Source organism: Streptomyces virginiae (genome assembly GCF_000720455.1).
In the GTDB taxonomy this organism is placed as follows: Bacteria; Actinomycetota; Actinomycetes; order Streptomycetales; family Streptomycetaceae; genus Streptomyces; species Streptomyces virginiae.
This window is the reverse complement of record NZ_JOAK01000020.1, coordinates 155,961-171,191: the sequence shown is the minus strand read 5'-3', so window position 1 is coordinate 171,191 and position 15,231 is coordinate 155,961. Positions and strand designations below refer to the sequence as shown.

Sequence of the window (15,231 nt, the reverse complement as noted above, 5' to 3'; positions counted from 1 at the left end):
CGGTGGTGACCGGCTCCGCGCCGCCGTTCAGTCGCGGCCGCCTCCCGCTCCGTCGAGGGCGGTGACGGTGCCGCCGCCGGCGAGGGTTCCGGTCAGGGACACCGGACCGTCCGGGCCGGGCCAGGGCGCGGCGAGCGTCCTGTCGGCGGCGCCGGCCCGCACCGCACCGGTCGCCGTGATCCCGGTGACCTGCCGGCTTCCGGCGGCCAGCAGGTACCAGCGGCCCGCCGGGGAGCGCCAGCGGAAGCCCGCGAGGAGGTGCTGGCCGAACCGGCCGCAGGCGGCGGTGGAACGGGCCCGTGCCACGTCCTGCGGTGTTCCCGTTTCGAGGCGCAGCCGGACCGTGACGTCGCCGGGCCCGGCCCAGCCGGAGGCCCGGGTGCATGACCACACCGCACGGCCGGCGCCGTCGGGCAGCCGGGCGGCTGCGAAGTCCCAGACGTTGACGGCGCGGTACGCGCCTGCGCGCAGTTCGCCGAGCCGGCAGGCCAGGGGCGCCCAGGCCGCGCGGGCCTCGGGGCCGGTGGCCTCGCGCGGCTGGCGGGCGGGGGCGGCGGGGCCGTCCGGCAGCGGCGTGTAGGTCAGGTGCACCGGGGACAGCGCGCCGAGGTCGGTGAGGACGAAGGAGTGCTTCTCGACGATGCGGGTCGAGGAGGTGAGTTCGAGGACGGGCCAGGACGCACAGGCTCCGCCGGCGGGCGGAACCGCGGCGGGGGCGGTGACGCCGTCGGCGGCGACGGTGAGCGTGTGCGCCGTGTCGCCCGCGCGGAGCAGGTCGCGGGTGGCGGCCGTGGCGATCCAGGGGGCGAGGAGGTAGCGGGCAGACGCCCCGCCGGGGGCACGGGACAGGGTGAGGGCCGCCGCCGTGGTGACGCCCGCGTCGTCGGTGCGGGTGACGTCGAGCGTGCGGCCGCCGGACCCGGTGGTGGTTTCGCCGTAGCGCACGACACGGTCCCCGTCGCGCAGGAGCACCACCGCGCGGCCGTCCAGATCGCCCGCGTACAGCAGTTGGGGCGCCCGTGCGGGGGGTTCGGCCGTGGTGCCGGGCATGGTGGTGACCGGGGTCGTGCCCGGCGCGGCCCATGTGCGCAGGGCGCGGGCCAGCAGGTCGCGGTCGCCGGTCCGGCCGCCGCGGGCGGGCCAGGCGGTGAAGTCGACGCGGGCGGTGTCGGCCCAGGCCTCGGCGGGGACGCGCTGGAGCCGGGCGGGGTCCAGCACACCGGAGGCCGCGGGTCCGGCGGCAGGCCGTACGTCCGGACCGGTGGGCGAGCCGTGGACGGAGAGGGCGGTGAGGGCCAGTGCCAGGGTGGCGAGAGCGGCCCAGCAGGCCCGGGCCCTGCGGCGGCGGCGTAGCAGGTCGGTGGGGCGGGCGCTGACCACGCTGGCGTCGAACTCCGGACGGCGCAGGGCCTGGAGGAGTCCTTCCCCGACGGGCAGGGCGAGGGCGTCGCGTACGGCTCCGGCGGGATCGGCGGCTCCGGCGCGGCCGAGGAGGCGCACGGCCTGGTCTTGCGTCAGGTCGTCCAGGTGGTGGAGGACGAACGCGGCCCGGACCGGTGCCGGGGCACCGCTCAGCGTCTGGGCGGCCTCGTCGATCCCGCCCGCGGGGGGCCACAGTCGCAGCCCCCACACGAAGGGCGGGACGGGCGGCCTGCCGATGCGAGCCCAGGTGCCGGCCGCGGGTCGCGTGGGGGCGAGGGTGGCCCGCAGGACGCGGGTGCGGACCAGCGTGAGGTGCGGGTCGGGCGGGTCGGGTTCGTCCGTACCGGCCTCGGCCGGGGCGGTTCCCGTCGGTGTGCCGGGGCGGGGCAGCGCCCGCTGCACGGCCTTGTGGGCCAGCAGGACGCGGGTGTGCCGGCCCAGCGAGTCCGGGAGCGTCAGGTAGGCGAGCCGGACCAGTCGGGGGTACTGCTCGACGAGGACCGCCTCGGCGTGCTCCACGTCGGCCGAGCCGAATCTCTGAGAGGTGCTCACGCCCGCGTCAAACGAGTGAATCCTGCGATGGTCACACACCACGCTTCCGGACACCGCCTGTGCCGCGCGGCGGCCCGGGCCGGTTCATGCCTCCGGTGCAGTGCGGCCGCCGGGGCCGGTTCACGCCTCCGTCGGGCCGGTGACGTCCCAGCGGGTGATGTCGCCGCTCTCCTGGGCGACGTACAGCGTGCCGTCGGCTCCGAAGGCGAGGCCGTGCGGTTCGCAGCCGGGGTCGGTGAGGGTGGCTTCGGTGACTTGGCCGTCCGTGGTGACGCGGCCGATCCGGCCGGTGGCCCATGCGGTGAACCAGCAGGCACCGTCCGGTGCGACCGCCACGGCGTGCGGCCGGCACTGCGCGTCGGGCAGCGGGTACTCGGTGACGGCCGCGCCGGGGCCGGACGGGTCCAGCCGGCCGATCCGGCCCGCCCCGATCTCGGCGAACCACAGGGATCCGTCGGGCCCTGCCGCCAGCCCGACCGGTGCGGCGCCGTCCGTGGGCAGCGGGAACAGCCGGACGTCGCCGGTCACGGTGATCCGCGCCAGGGCGTGGGCCTGGTTGAGGGTGCACCACAGCGCGCCGTCGGGGGCGGCGACGAGGAAGGACGGGAAGGAACCCGTGCCGGGCAGCGGGTACTCGGTGACCTCCCCGTCCGGGGTGAGCCGGCCGATGGAGTGCGTGTGCAGCGTGGTGTACCAGAGTGCGCCGTCCGGGCCGGCGGCCACCCCGTACGGTCCGGGCGCGGCGCCGGGCAATGCGTGGGAACGGGCACGGCCGTCGGTGGTGATGCGGCCGATGCGGTGGTCCCGGTTCCGGGTGAACCACAGGGCGCCGTCGGGCCCTGCGGTGATGAGGCTGGGGCCGCAGTCGGACGAGTCCAGCGGGAACTCGTCGATCCGGCCGTCCGGAGCGAGGCGGGCGATGCGCCCGGCGTGCACGAGGGTGCACCAGACGGCGCCGTCGGGGCCGGCGGCCAGGGCGTACGGGCCCGCGCCGGCGGTGACGGCATGGCTGCTGAGGAGGTGCGCGGGGGCGCGGGGCGTCAAGTGGGGGCCTTTCGGGCTCGGTCGCGTCCGCATGGTGGTCCGGCCGGCCGCCGGGCGGGCCGGAAGGTGCGGACACCCTTCAGGTGGTGTCGCGCCGGTCGTGCCGGGCGCGGGGCTCGGGGCCGGCGGAGGGGGCCACCGGGAGGGTCTCCTCCGTCCGACCGCTGCACGCGGTGCCGCCGGTGCGGCGGAGGGCCTGCGCGCCCGCAATGGGTGCCGTGAGGTACTCCAGGGTGCAGGTGATCTCCAGGATGCGGTTGAGCTGGACGGTCCGGCCGTCGAGGTGCAGCCCCGCGCCCGCCCTGTCGGTGCGCCGTCGGACCATCAGCAGCGCCGACAGGCCGCTGGAGTCGACCGCGGACAGCCCGGTGCAGTCCAGCCGCAGGTCCCGTAGCCCGGGGTGCTCGGCGAGCAGCCGGTCCACGGCCTCGACGAGGAGGTCGGCGTGGCGGTGGTCGAGGTCGCCGCTCAGCTCGACGCGCACGGCCTCGTGCGAGGAGGAGTACGTCAGGCCGAGCGGGGTGGAGGGCAGGCTCGTCATACAGCGGTCCCGGCAGCGGTGAGAGGGGTGACGGTCAGGCGGGCGGCTCCGGCCCGGAGGGTGGCGGTGGCGCGGGGGAAGTCCTGCAGTTCCCGCTGCAGGAGTTCCAGGGCGGGCAGCAGCGAGGCGGCCGGTACGCCGCGGGCTTCCAGGACGCCGGCGGTCCACAGCAGGAAGCCGCAGAAGAGGTCCTCGTCACCGGTGTAGAGGGCGGCGGCGAGGAACTCGACGATGTGGGAGAGGTCTTCGGCGGTCCGCTCGCGCTGCATCTCGGTGTAGGCGCGCATCGCCGGATATGCCTTCTCCAGCTGCGCGAACACGGCCCGGACGAGGCGCGGGCGGCTGCGGGCGACCAGGGTGTACTCCTGGTCGTTCAGGTGGGGCAGGTCGTCGATGGCCTGGTGGCCTGGCCGGGGCCGCGGCAGTGGGCCGCGGGCCAGCTCGTCGGCGGCGGCCCGCGCGTCGGGGGCCCAGGAGTCCGCGCCGAGCAGGCGGGCGTAGCGGCCCCCGGGGCCGAAGGCCGCCCCGCCCACGATCACGGGGGTTCCGACGGCCTGGCAGGCGGTGATGGTGGCGTGCGCGGCGGGCAGCCGGGTCGCGAGCGAGCCGGAGAGGGCGACGGCGTCCGGGCCGGTGCGGTGCAGGTGCGCGACGAGGTGCGGGGCGGTCACCTGGGCCCCGAGGTAGTCGACGCGCCAGCCCCTGATCCGCAGTACCTCGGCCAGGAGCCGGGCGGGCAGGGCGTGCCACTCGCCGTCCACGCAGGCCACCGTGACCCGGCCGCGTGTCGGTGCCACGTGCACCGAGGGGTGCAGGGCGACGGCGGCGACGGCCCGGTCGTTGATGGCGGTCGCGGCGTGCTCCTGGGCGACGGTGATGCTGTTCGCCGCCCACTCCCGGCCGACCCGACCCTGTACGGAGGCGATGACGTCGAGCAGGAGGTCCTCCGCCGCCATGCCGTCGTCCAGTGCGCGCAGCACCGTACCGACGGTGGCGGCCTCGTCGAACGCCATCACCGACTCCCACACCCGCGCGCGGAGTTCCTCCTCCGGGGCCGGAGAGCGCGTCGTGGCAGGGGCGGGGGCAGTGACGGGGGCCGGTGACGGTGACGGTGACGTTGCCGTTGCCGTTGCCGTTGCCGTGGTGTCGTAGGGGCTCACGCGGTGAACCGCCCGCGGGTGTGGCCGTCCACGGCGCTGAGGTGGTTGGTGCGCGGGGCCGAGATCACGACGACGGCCATGTCGTCGTGGCGGCCTGTGCCCACCCACTGGGAGGTGAGCATCTGCACGTGCTCCACCACCGCCTCGGCGGGCATCGCCGCGCACTCCGACAAGGCGCGGCGCAGCCGCTCCTCCCCGAACATCGCACCGCCCATGGGTCCTCCCCGCGCCTCGCTGATCCCGTCGGTGTAGAGCACGCAGGTGTCCCCGGGGGCCAGCGTCACGCGGGCCGTCTCCGTGGTGATCTCGGGCAGCGCACCCACCAGCGTCCCCTTCGTACGGGCCTCCTCCACCCGGCCGTCGGAGCGCAGGATCAGCGGGGCGGGGTGTCCGGCGCTCGTCAGGCGCAGCTGCACCGCGTTGCCGTCCCGGGCCGCGGAGGCCAGCACCATGGTGGCGAAGCGGGCGTTCTCGGAGTTCAGCAGAGAGGTGTTGAGGAGGCTGAGCATCCTGTGGTGGTCGTCGGCCATCGGCAGGAGGGCGTGCAGCGTGTTGCGGATCTTGCCGGTCATCACCGCGGCCTGCAGTCCCTTGCCGCACACGTCTCCGAGGACGACGAGGGAGGGCTCGCCCTCGTCGGCGGCGGGGTGCACGTCGTAGAAGTCGCCGCCGACCCGCTCGTGGTCCTTCGACGGCCGGTAGCCGCCTGCGTACTCCACCCCGGAGACCTGGTGCAGCAGGGGAGGGAGGAGTTCGCGCATCAGGATGTCGGTGATCGACGCCTGCTCCGCGTAGAGACGGGCGGCCGACATGGCGGCGCCGGCGCGGGCGGCGAACAGCCGCGCGAACACCTCCTCGCCCTCCGTGAACGCGCTCGCGCCGTCGGCGCGCAGCAGTACCAGGGCGCCCGCGGGCACACCGTGCCCGGGCAGGGGTGTGATGACGATCGACCCCAGGGCGTCGAGGCCGTCCGGCACCAGCCAGGCCGGTGCGGCGGACGGGTCGAGCCACCGGGAGGGGACGGGCGGGAAGCCCTGGAGCGCCTCGGCCAGCCCGGGCACGGCCTCCGGGTCGACGACGGCGCGGGAGACGGACGGGCTGCCGCCGCGGACGCAGGACACGATCGGGAGCTCGGGCCCGTGTGCGGGGGCGATCACCAGGGCCGCGTCGGCGAGGTGATCGGCTGCCATCTGAGCCGTGACGTCCATGCACCGGTCGAGGTTCAGGGACGAGAGCAGGAGGTTGGAGGAGCGGACCAGGAACTCGGTGCGTTCGCGTTCCGTCCACAGGGCCTCCCGGGCCAGCCGGTGGTCGGTGTCGTCGACGAGCCACCACACGACCGTGCCGTCGTCGCGGGGTGTCGGATGCGCCTCGTACGAGCGGTCGCCGACGGGCCCCTGGACGGTGCCGGCCCCGGCGGGCGGGCGCTGCGCGGGCAGGTGGGCGGTGCAGCGCGCGTGCGCCGACACCAGCCATCCGGGGACCGCGTCCGCCATCGCCGAGCCGGGGCGGGCGTCCGGGAACACCAGCCCTGCCGCCTCGTTGGCGTGGACCACGACCGCACCGGCGTCAGCCACCAGCACCGGGTAGGGGGCCTGATTCCACGACAGGCCCGTGGTGTGCGAGTTCGACGTCGTCTCGGTGGAAGGAACCAAACGTTGAAGGCCCGCTGAGCGAACCCCTCACCTCTTCATCTACATCGCATTCATCACGCCGGAAAGCCTCGGACCAAACAGTTGTCCTCCGGCAACCATCCTCCATGGGCCGTACACCTTGCAACCGCACCACGGGGGGACGCGGTATCGAGGGCTCATCCCTGGGGGTGACAGAGCACCGGACCACTTGCCCTTACGGGTACCCGGTCGTCGGGTCCGCACACGATGTAGGAAGATGTCCCGGTGATGGGAGAGGGAGCGGTCGTCACCACGACCACAGAACGCGATGCGACCGTCATCAGCCTGCGCGGTGAGGTCGACGAGGACAACGCGCCGTTCCTGGCCGGCGCCCTCGCGCGGGCCGCGGCGGGCGGTCTGCCACGGACCGTGGTGGACCTTTCGGGCACTCCCTTCGTGGATTCTTCCGTGCTGCACGCGCTGCTCGACGCGCAGCGGGCCCACGCGGACGCCGGGTCGGTGCTCGTCCTCGCCGGCCCGCTGCACACCGCCGTCCGGCGACTGTTCGAAGTCACGGGCGCGGCGGCGGCGTTCCGTATGGCGGACAACCTGGGGACCGCGATGACATGCTGACCACCACCCCCCGTCCCCGAACGGGTCGTCACGGTACGACCCGTGCGGCCATGGGCAGGCGATGAGCATGAACCCACCCCCGTCGTCCGAGGCCCCCCTGGGCTCGCAGCGGCACCGCGAGGACGCCGTCGACGACCGGCACGCCGCGCCGCCCAGCTCGGCGGCCGCGGCCCGCGAGCGCGTTCGCGAACTGCTGCTCCTGGCGGGTGTCAGCCTCGACAGCGTCACCGCCGCGGACGCACTGCTCGTCACCTCGGAGCTGGTCACCAACGCGATCCGGCACGGCGACGGCGTCATCGCCTTCCAGGCCGACATCGCGGACGACGTCCTGCGGCTGTCCATCGCCGATGCCAACCCGCGCCTCCCCGCGGCCCGCACGGGCACGGTCGACCACCCCGGCGGCTACGGCTGGCCGCTCATCCAGCGCCTGGCGGAGCACGTCGACTGCAGCACCCGCCCCGACGGCAAGACCATCACGACGGCGCTCCGCCTGACCTGACCCGCCCGGGGCGGGGGCGGGGGCGGCGGCGGGGCGAGGCATCCGGCGGCGGCGAACCCGTACACCAGAGCCGGGCCGTTGCGTGCGCGGTGCGGATGTCCTCGGTCGCGACGTCGCCGACGCCGGTGTCCGCTGTCCGCTGTCCGCACGCGGATCAGCCCTGTACTTCGCGGACGTCCTTCCCCTGCTCGGCGAACGCCTTGAAGTCCTGCATGTGCTGTCGCGACTGCCTGCGGAAGGCGCCGGGCATCAGGAGCCCCACCAACCGCATCGGCAAGCCGCTGAACCGGTACCTTGCATCTTGCGCGGCCCGGACCGGCACCATTTCGTCGTTGACGACGCCGACGAGGGTGCAGCATGGTCGGGGCATGGGATCTGAAGGTGCGAAGCGCAGTCATGCACAGGCGTGGGCGGAGCTCCTGGATGAATGTCCTCCCCAACCCGACGAGGAGGGCCGGTCTTCCCCTTCCCTGGGGTTGTTGCTGCAGGCGGCTGCGCGTGAGCCGTTGCTGAGTTCGATGTGTCCGTGGATGTCGACGCAGCAGCTGAGTGTTTCGACATCGGGCAGCTGGGAGGACTGGGGCCGGGAACCACTCCCGGCGATGTTCGCCCGTCCGGATTCCTATTCGGTAGTGGCCCGCTCGGATCAGGGAGACCGTGTCGCCTTCGAGACGGCCGATCCCGCCGAGGCAGTCGCCTTCGCAGCCCGCCTGGTTCGCGACCAGCAGGCAGCGCGAACGACGGGGTCGCACGCCTGGTCGGCCGCGGTGGAGACGGTGCTGCGTGATGCGGGCTGGTATCCGGGGCGGAATGTTGACACGACTGTGTGGCGAGAGCGCCTGGAAGCGGACGGCTTCCGTATTCATTCCGCCGCCGAGGATTTCCTGCGCGAGTTCGGCGGGCTGACCGTTGCCAGCGGCGGCTCCGGGATCACCAGAGCGAGAGAACCATTCGACCTCGACCCCTTGCTCGCGATGGGTGAAGATGACCGCTTCGGCGAGTGGGGTGAGGAGATCGGGCAACACCTCTTTCCGCTGGGGGAACTCGACCACGGCCATGCCTTCCTCGGCCTCGACGAGCACGGCGAGTTGTACGTCGTCGCCAACTGGCTGGCCAGGTTCGGTCGTATGCCCGACGCCATGGAGAACCTCGTCCTGGGCGTGATGCCCGTGCGTATGCCGAGATCAGCCCATCCCTGAGGTCGTATCACCTGATTGACCGGTGGGCGAGGTGTACCCCTTCCGACACGGGGTGTTCCGTACTCCTTGTGACTCTCGGCCAATCAGTGTCCGCCGGTGTGCCCCATGCCCGATCGCGGAGGGGAGCCGCTCCCTCTGTCCCCTGCGGTTGGCGTGGAGTGTTCATCGCGGCCGGGGAGCAACCGAAACGAGACGCGGTGCCTGTCGAGGTGGAAGGCGGGCGGCATTTGAACAGATACGGTCGGGCCCGACAACGCCTGGAGAACGCACCACGGAGGCTGTCCAGCGGCAGGCGCAGCGAGGGGGTGTTGCCCTCCCGTCACACAGGCCGTCCTGCTGCGTCCTCTATGCACCACGGACCGACGAACAAGGAATGAGCGCGCAGATGAAGACGACGATCCAGTCAGCGTTAGGCTCCGCACTGCTGCTCCTGGCCGCCGTGACGGCCACCAGTGGCTCTGCTGCCGCCCAAGTGGCGGGGGCCGGCGCCCCGGCCGCAGACCAGGCGCGGTTGACGGGGCAGTGGACCGAGTCCGTCGACAAGAACCGCCCGGGAATCACCTTCTACATTCAGAAGCTGACCTTCACCGCGGACGGCCGCTTCGAGCAGATCAACAACGTGATCTGCAACCTGGACAACTGCCCCGCGTTCAAGATCGGCGTCAATACGGGCACGTACCGCACGGAGGGGAGGGCCATCCACCTCGACGGCAACCTCTCGGACCTCCACGGCGCCGTCCTGAACAACAACACCGTCGTCCTCGACAAGCACGTTATTCATCGCACGGCCGCCGACGCCTCGCAATAGCTCGCTGGGCTTTGGAGGAGAGCCGTCCGAAGAGCCGTCCGAAGCCCTGTCGGAGCAGTGCGCCGGCTGGAGCGTTTGCGCTCCCCGTCGACGCGGGGGCTGCTCCCCGCATCCGCGAGGATGGTCCTGGCCGGCGATGGCCGCCTTCGCACGACGACAGCTTCCGTGCCAGCCGTGGGCTCGCCGCATGCCGACCGAAGACAGCCCGCAGAGCACTGCCAAGCACTGGCAGGACTGCACGGACATCTGACCGGCTCCCGCGTCGCGCTGGGCGTGCACGCGATCGACGAGCCCTTCGACCCTGGACGGCTGATCACGTCCGATGAGGGAGACGGAGGCAACCGCGGCCTGGGCTGAGTGAGGCGCCGGGCCCGAACGATCGCGAATTCCGTCCGTGCGGATCTGGGGAGGTCTTCCCCGAACGGAGGTCCTCCCCGGCGGGCCGGTGGACGTCACCGTGGCCCGGACCGGTGGGCGGCGTCGGGTCGTCCCGTGCGGGGGCGTTGAGCCGCCCCCGCACGGGACTCGCCGGTGTCGGCGCCGAGCACGGCGCGTGCCGTTACGCCGAACGGCGCCGCCGGGCCATGGCGTACAGGGCTCCGCCGAGCGTCAGGGCCGCGGCGGAGAGTCCGCCCGCTGCCAGCGCGGCGGATCCGGTGTCGGCGAGGTTGCCGCCGCTACCGCCGTTCGGGCCGGGGGCGTTGCCGGTGCCCGGGGTGGTGCTCGCGGACGCCGAGGCCGAGGGCGCGGTCGAGCCGGACGGGCTCGGGGAGGCCGAGGCGGACGTCGACGGGTCGGGCTGCGGCCCGCCGGCGGAGGTCACGGTGATGGTGAGCCTGGCCGTGTTGTTGCCGAGGTCACGGTCGATGTCGGCGATCTTGAGCCGGCCGGGACCGCGGTCGGTCTTGTACCGGTACTCGCCTTGGTACGTGCCCGGCTTGACCCACGACTCGATCTTGAAGATTCCCTTGACCGAGCCGCCGGTCCCGCCGAACACCCGGCGCCCCTCCGGGCCCGTGTGACCGCCGGCGAAGCTGATGCCGGGCGGCAGCACGAACTCGGTCTCCACCACGTTGTCGTCGAGGGCCGTGGTGGCGACCGACCCGGTGCCCTTGATCTGCCAGCCCGGGTTGAGCAGCACCTGGCCGCCGGCCGGGCCGCTGCCGGTCGCCCCGTCGACGGTGAAGTCGACCTGGTTCGCGGGGTTTTCGACCGCCACCTCGCGGCCCCAGAAACGCCACTCCTTGAACGGCTCGGACGGTGTGACCTTGATGGCGGCGGCCGTTCCCTTGACCCCGCCCTGCTGGGGCTTGTAGATCGGCTTGCCGCCCGGGGTCCAGGAGACGTAGAAGAGGTCCCGCCACAGCTCCGGGGTCGCGGTGATGTTCAGCCCCGTGTCGAGCCGGTAGTACTTGCCCGGCTCGAAGGTGCCGGTGAAGCTGCAGAACAGGTACTCGTCACGGTACTCCCGCACGGGGTCGACCTTGAAGTGTTCGCAGTTCGACGGCCGTTCCTGAGGATTCAGTTCCAGGCCGGGCGGCAGGTGGACGCCCAGCTCCGCCCCCTGGACGGGCTGGTCGCCGGTGACTTTGAAGCCCAGACGGAGGCTCTGCTTCTGGCCGTTCTCGACCGTGGTGTCGAGGAGCTCCTCGGAGGCGACGAGACCGCCGAACGGGTCCGGGTTGGCGGCAGGCCGGTTCGGGCCCTGCTCCCCGGCCTCTGCGGCCGGCGTCGCCGGGGTCGGCGCCGGCGCCGCCTGGGCAATGGTCGCGGCGCCCAACACCACCGTACCGGCGGCCAGAGCCGCTCCGATCCGCCGCGCTGCAGTGCTGTGCGTGCGGTTCAACCGCATCAAGATGGTCCCCCTCGTGTCATATGGGTCAGACGTTCGAGCACGCCCGACTCCTGTACGACCGCCGGGGGGCCCGATCGGTTGCCCGGCGTGATCAAGAAATCGGCGGGCGGGATCTCGACAACCGTTGTGTCGTACGGGTGTTGGGGGCGCGCGATGGCCCAGCGCGTCCGCCGGTGCGCGCGTGGCGCGGGCTCTGGGTGGGGGAGGACGCGCGTGAGCGGCGCCTGCTGTTGGATGAGTCTCGGCCATGTGTCCGGATTTCAGGTGATACGAGCGGGGGATGGTAGATCGTTCTGTGGAGGGATCCGGTCTGACCTGCTCGTCCAACACAGTCGAGGCGCAAGCGATTTCACCCGACGAAGGAACGGGACCACGCGTATGAAACGCCTCGCACCGCTGCTCGCCACCGCCGGACTCCTCGCCACCGCCCTCCCCGGGCTGGCGGCGCCATCGGCCTCCGCCGCCCCGACCCCCGCGTACCTGCGACAAACGCCGGTCTGGCACCGCTGCAGCCCCGATCGGCCGCCGGCGTACGAGTGCGCCACCCTCAAGGTGCCGCTCGACTACCAGCGTCCCGAAGGGCGCACCCTGAACCTCGCCATATCCCGGATGAAGAGCGAGAACCCCGCCAAGCGGCGTGGCGTCCTCCTCCTCAACCCCGGCGGCCCCGGGACCTCGGGGCTCTACCGGCCGGTACGGGCCAATGCCGAGATGCCCAAGGACGTCCGCGACCGCTACGACCTCGTCGGCTTCGACCCGCGCGGCGTCGGCGAGAGCAGCCCGATCGGCTGTGGTGAACTGAGCGAAGCGGAGGTGGGCGTCGGCGGGGCGTACCGGCCCGAGACCTTCGCCTCGGACGTGTCGTGGGCGCGCGGAATCGCCGACAAGTGCCGTGAGAAGTCGGGCGATGTGATTCCGTACATCACCACCCGCAACACGGCGCGCGACATGGACGTCATCCGCGCCGCATTGGGGGAACGGACGGTCTCCTACCTGGGCTACTCGTACGGGACCTACCTCGGCGCGGTGTACTCCCAGATGTTCCCGGAGCGCACCGACCGGTTCGTCCTGGACAGCGGCGTGGACCCGGGGCGCGTCTGGCGCGGCATGATCCAGGCATGGGGTACCGGAGCCGAGCCCGCCTTCGAGCGGTGGACGCGGTGGGCGGCGGAGCGCTCGGACACTTATGGGCTCGGCGCCACGCCCGAGGCGGTCTCGGCCACCTTCTGGGCGCTGGTGGCGCGGGCCGACCGGGAACCGATCATCCACTACGGGGAGAAGGTGACGGGTGACTACATCAGGGCCGACCCGTCGCTCTTCTTCGATCCCCACGGTGCCTCGGTCGTCGTCAAGTCCATCAAGGCATCGGCCGACAAGGCGCCCCGGCCGCCGGGTGGCACCGATCCGGGCGCGAGCGGGAAGGGCGCCGGCAGGAAGGGGCCCGGCGCGCAGTCGCCGCTCGGCGGCGTCCGGGCCGCCGGCCCGGGCGTCGACGCGGTAGGGGCGTCGGAAGGTACGGACGCCACTTCCGCCAGCAACGCCACCGCCGTGTACTGGTCCGTGGTGTGCGGGGACACGGACAGCTGGCCCCGCGATCCGGAGCAGTACGCGCGGGACGCGGCGCGGGACAAGGTGAAGCACCCGCTGTACGGGGACTTCGCGTCGAACATCAAACCGTGCGCCTTCTGGCAGCGGCCGCTGGAGCCCGCCACCCCCATGAAGACCCGGGCCGACGTCCTGACCGTGCAGAACGAGTGGGATCCGATGACCCCGCTCGAGACCGGCCAGGGGCTGCACCAGGCACTCAAGGGGTCGCGGATGGTACTGGCGCTGGGGGGTCGGGGGCACGGTGTGTATCTCTCCAACCCCACCGCCTGCGCCAACACACCCGTCAACGCGTACCTGTCGACGGGACGGCTGCCCGCGAAGGACGTGACCTGCCACAACCCGCCGCCCACCCCGGATCCGGAGGGTGCCGGAGCCCGCTGACGACGGGGCCCGGGCGCCGCGGGCGGGAGCCGGACGAGGACGACGACGCGGGCGGGCCGGGCTAGTCGTGGCCGACGAGGGCGGTGATGAGTTTTCGGGCCCTGGCCTTGGTGAGCCGCTTCGCGGCTGTCGCACACCGCTGCCGGGGAGTGCGCGGGGCGATGTCGCTGCCCTTGATCACCTTGGCGAACTCCGCGTCGAACCGCTCCTTGCCGACCTTCTCCGCGAGCGTGATCAGATACTTCACTTGCGCGTCAGTGGCCGGCTCCGCCTTCGCCTTCTCAGCGCGTTCGCGCCGCGGACCGTAGACCTTCTCGTTCTCCGCCCTGCGGGCCGCTTCCGACTCGGGGCTGCGGCAGGTGATGTGAACGGGTTCGTGCCAGGTCTGTGTGCCGGGGGTGCCGGTGACCGCTTCCCACAGCGCGTTCGTGGTCAGCGCCTCCTCGTCGACGCCCTCGGTCAGGCCGGGGCCTACGAGCCCGTAGTAGCCGGTCCTGCCCCTGGGGATCACGGTGAACCCGGCCGGGACGGCGTGGCCTTCGAGCCAGTCCAGGCCGCACCCGCAGTGCCGGGCGTGGTATCCGGCCCACTTGCGCTCAAGCGGCTCGTACACCAGCCGGTCGCCGTAGTACTTCGGATCTCTCGCGAACCCGGACACGGCGCACAGTCTCCCACCGACGCCCTTGTGTGCGACAGCCCGTTGTCAGCCGAGCGGGGGTGACGGCCGCCACTCCGTCGAGCCGGGACGCGGGCACCGGGCGGAGTCAGGCCCAGGGGTCATCGCACCGGACGCCCGGTGGCGCGTTGTTCAGCATCTGGTCGAGGGTGCGGTCGAGTCCGTTGTCGTCGACATGTGCAATCCACGGCACGTCGTCGAGGACCTCTGCCAGGCTGTGGGTGACCAGACCATCAAGCGTTGCCCGCAGATCGTCCGGGACGGGGTCGTCCACGAGGCAGAGCCAGGCCAGTGCGGCAGGCACGCGGACATCTGCGGGCTGTGTGGGATCAGCCCAGAGGGCACGGGCCCAGGCGGCGCTGCCGGCGACAGCGTGTTCGCTGCCCAGCTCCGCAACGGCCAGCACGAGGCTCGCGCGAACCAGGGGAGTCCTCTCAGTGGTCAGGCGAGCCCGGAGGGCGTCCGTGATGCGGTCTGCCTCGCCCGAAGCAGTGGCCAGGGTGTAGCAAGTGGCGGTTCGGACATCGGAGTCCGCATCGTCGAGAAGCGGAAGGAGCAGGTCGACATCATCGGTTACGGCGTTGCGTGACGCTTCGACGGACCAGTTCATCGAATAGCCGCCGCAGTCGCACCGCAGTTCCGGCGTGGCCACCCTGAGGAAGGTAGTGCGAGTGCCGTGTCCCCAGTGCTCTCGTCGCGCCGTCGCGGCGGCCAGACCGAGCACACCTGCACGTCCGTACGCCGAGGGGTCGGCAGCGATCCGCAGAAGGAACGGCACCGTCAGTGGGGCCACGGAGCCGACCGTACCCTGGTGAACGACACTGCCCCACAGCAGGTCCAGGGCCGGGCCGGCTGTCTCGGCGTCCCGGGAGCGCAGGCGGGACAGTCGCTCAGGCACATCGTGTCCCGAGCCGTAGGCATGCCCGAAGCGGCTCCAGGCCACCTCTTCGAGGAGGAACCCGTCCTTGACGTGCTTCGGCATGCCCGAGATCACCGCGCGCACGTCGAGCTGCGTTCCCTCGTACAGCTCGAATCCGTGAACCGATGCCTCCTCGTGATCGAATACCGGCTCCTCGGACGCCATGCCTCTCCCCTGCTACACCACCGGCGGAAATCCCCCTGTCTTATCACCCCGCACCGACACCGCCGGTCCCCGCTGAAAAGCAACCGCCCGGGCAACGCTCCGGCCCCCTTCGCGCGGGTGGGCGGGGCGGCGGGCGCATCATCGGGGTGTGACGGG

14 protein-coding genes are annotated in these 15,231 nt (G+C 72.5%); 5 read left to right on the top strand and 9 right to left on the bottom strand.

Features of this window, described 5'->3' with window-relative positions; all coding sequences use genetic code 11:
• Positions 1–27 precede the first annotated feature (27 nt).
• From IG86_RS0126805 to IG86_RS0126785, 5 genes are all read right to left on the bottom strand, one after another.
• The gene (locus IG86_RS0126805) at positions 28–1,974 is read right to left on the bottom strand and encodes a hypothetical protein (protein ID WP_030829138.1); all 1,947 of its coding nucleotides are present in this window, start codon (positions 1,972–1,974) and stop codon (positions 28–30) included.
• 120 nt (positions 1,975–2,094) lie between these two features.
• Positions 2,095–3,018 (bottom strand): Vgb family protein, encoded by a 924-nt coding sequence (locus tag IG86_RS0126800; RefSeq protein WP_030900270.1) that lies wholly within the window; start codon positions 3,016–3,018, stop codon positions 2,095–2,097.
• Between the two features lie 79 nt (positions 3,019–3,097).
• Positions 3,098–3,559 (bottom strand): STAS domain-containing protein, encoded by a 462-nt coding sequence (locus IG86_RS0126795; RefSeq protein WP_045936783.1) that lies wholly within the window; start codon positions 3,557–3,559, stop codon positions 3,098–3,100.
• Positions 3,556–4,587, bottom strand: coding sequence for a cobalamin B12-binding domain-containing protein (locus IG86_RS0126790; protein ID WP_030829128.1), 1,032 nt, complete (start codon positions 4,585–4,587; stop codon positions 3,556–3,558). The genes IG86_RS0126795 and IG86_RS0126790 overlap by 4 nt, the downstream gene beginning before the upstream one ends.
• Before the next feature lie 128 nt (positions 4,588–4,715).
• Complete coding sequence (locus tag IG86_RS0126785) at positions 4,716–6,302, bottom strand: PP2C family protein-serine/threonine phosphatase (RefSeq protein ID WP_234316116.1); 1,587 nt, start codon at positions 6,300–6,302, stop codon at positions 4,716–4,718.
• A 318-nt stretch (positions 6,303–6,620) separates the two neighbouring features.
• Between IG86_RS0126785 and IG86_RS0126780 the strand changes: the two genes are divergently transcribed.
• Both IG86_RS0126780 and IG86_RS0126775 read left to right on the top strand, forming a co-directional pair.
• On the top strand, positions 6,621–6,965 hold the full coding sequence (locus IG86_RS0126780; RefSeq protein ID WP_030829122.1) for an STAS domain-containing protein: 345 nt from the start codon (positions 6,621–6,623) through the stop codon (positions 6,963–6,965).
• Positions 6,966–7,032: 67 nt separating this feature from the next.
• Entirely contained in the window at positions 7,033–7,464 is a 432-nt protein-coding gene (locus IG86_RS0126775) for an ATP-binding protein (RefSeq protein WP_234316115.1), read from the top strand.
• A 154-nt stretch (positions 7,465–7,618) separates the two neighbouring features.
• Here IG86_RS0126775 and IG86_RS43995 read toward each other — a convergent pair whose 3' ends face one another.
• Complete coding sequence (locus IG86_RS43995) at positions 7,619–7,834, bottom strand: SRPBCC family protein (RefSeq protein WP_208864277.1); 216 nt, start codon at positions 7,832–7,834, stop codon at positions 7,619–7,621.
• 160 nt (positions 7,835–7,994) lie between these two features.
• Between IG86_RS43995 and IG86_RS0126765 the strand changes: the two genes are divergently transcribed.
• Entirely contained in the window at positions 7,995–8,663 is a 669-nt protein-coding gene (locus IG86_RS0126765; protein WP_199814467.1) for an SUKH-3 domain-containing protein, read from the top strand.
• 385 nt (positions 8,664–9,048) lie between these two features.
• Complete coding sequence (locus tag IG86_RS0126760; RefSeq protein ID WP_157854898.1) at positions 9,049–9,471, top strand: hypothetical protein; 423 nt, start codon at positions 9,049–9,051, stop codon at positions 9,469–9,471.
• A 559-nt stretch (positions 9,472–10,030) separates the two neighbouring features.
• Here the strand turns inward: IG86_RS0126760 and IG86_RS40160 are convergent.
• Positions 10,031–11,317: a hypothetical protein gene (locus IG86_RS40160; protein WP_157854897.1), complete on the bottom strand. Its 1,287-nt coding sequence runs from the start codon at positions 11,315–11,317 to the stop codon at positions 10,031–10,033.
• A gap of 387 nt (positions 11,318–11,704) precedes the next feature.
• Between IG86_RS40160 and IG86_RS0126750 the strand changes: the two genes are divergently transcribed.
• Entirely contained in the window at positions 11,705–13,315 is a 1,611-nt protein-coding gene (locus IG86_RS0126750; RefSeq protein ID WP_051785425.1) for an alpha/beta hydrolase, read from the top strand.
• A 61-nt stretch (positions 13,316–13,376) separates the two neighbouring features.
• Here IG86_RS0126750 and IG86_RS44600 read toward each other — a convergent pair whose 3' ends face one another.
• On the bottom strand, positions 13,377–13,973 hold the full coding sequence (locus tag IG86_RS44600; protein WP_244306083.1) for a DUF3072 domain-containing protein: 597 nt from the start codon (positions 13,971–13,973) through the stop codon (positions 13,377–13,379).
• Positions 13,974–14,079: 106 nt separating this feature from the next.
• Positions 14,080–15,075, bottom strand: coding sequence for a hypothetical protein (locus tag IG86_RS0126740; protein ID WP_045936781.1), 996 nt, complete (start codon positions 15,073–15,075; stop codon positions 14,080–14,082).
• Positions 15,076–15,231 lie beyond the last annotated feature (156 nt).

Coding starts and splice junctions, on each gene's coding strand:
- IG86_RS43995 (WP_208864277.1), bottom strand. CDS start 7,834: ATGCCCCGACCATGCTGCACCCTCGTCGGCGTCGTCAACGACGAAATG.
- IG86_RS0126780 (WP_030829122.1), top strand. CDS start 6,621: ATGGGAGAGGGAGCGGTCGTCACCACGACCACAGAACGCGATGCGACC.
- IG86_RS0126750 (WP_051785425.1), top strand. CDS start 11,705: ATGAAACGCCTCGCACCGCTGCTCGCCACCGCCGGACTCCTCGCCACC.
- IG86_RS0126740 (WP_045936781.1), bottom strand. CDS start 15,075: ATGGCGTCCGAGGAGCCGGTATTCGATCACGAGGAGGCATCGGTTCAC.
- IG86_RS0126765 (WP_199814467.1), top strand. CDS start 7,995: ATGTCGACGCAGCAGCTGAGTGTTTCGACATCGGGCAGCTGGGAGGAC.
- IG86_RS0126795 (WP_045936783.1), bottom strand. CDS start 3,559: ATGACGAGCCTGCCCTCCACCCCGCTCGGCCTGACGTACTCCTCCTCG.
- IG86_RS0126760 (WP_157854898.1), top strand. CDS start 9,049: ATGAAGACGACGATCCAGTCAGCGTTAGGCTCCGCACTGCTGCTCCTG.
- IG86_RS0126775 (WP_234316115.1), top strand. CDS start 7,033: ATGAACCCACCCCCGTCGTCCGAGGCCCCCCTGGGCTCGCAGCGGCAC.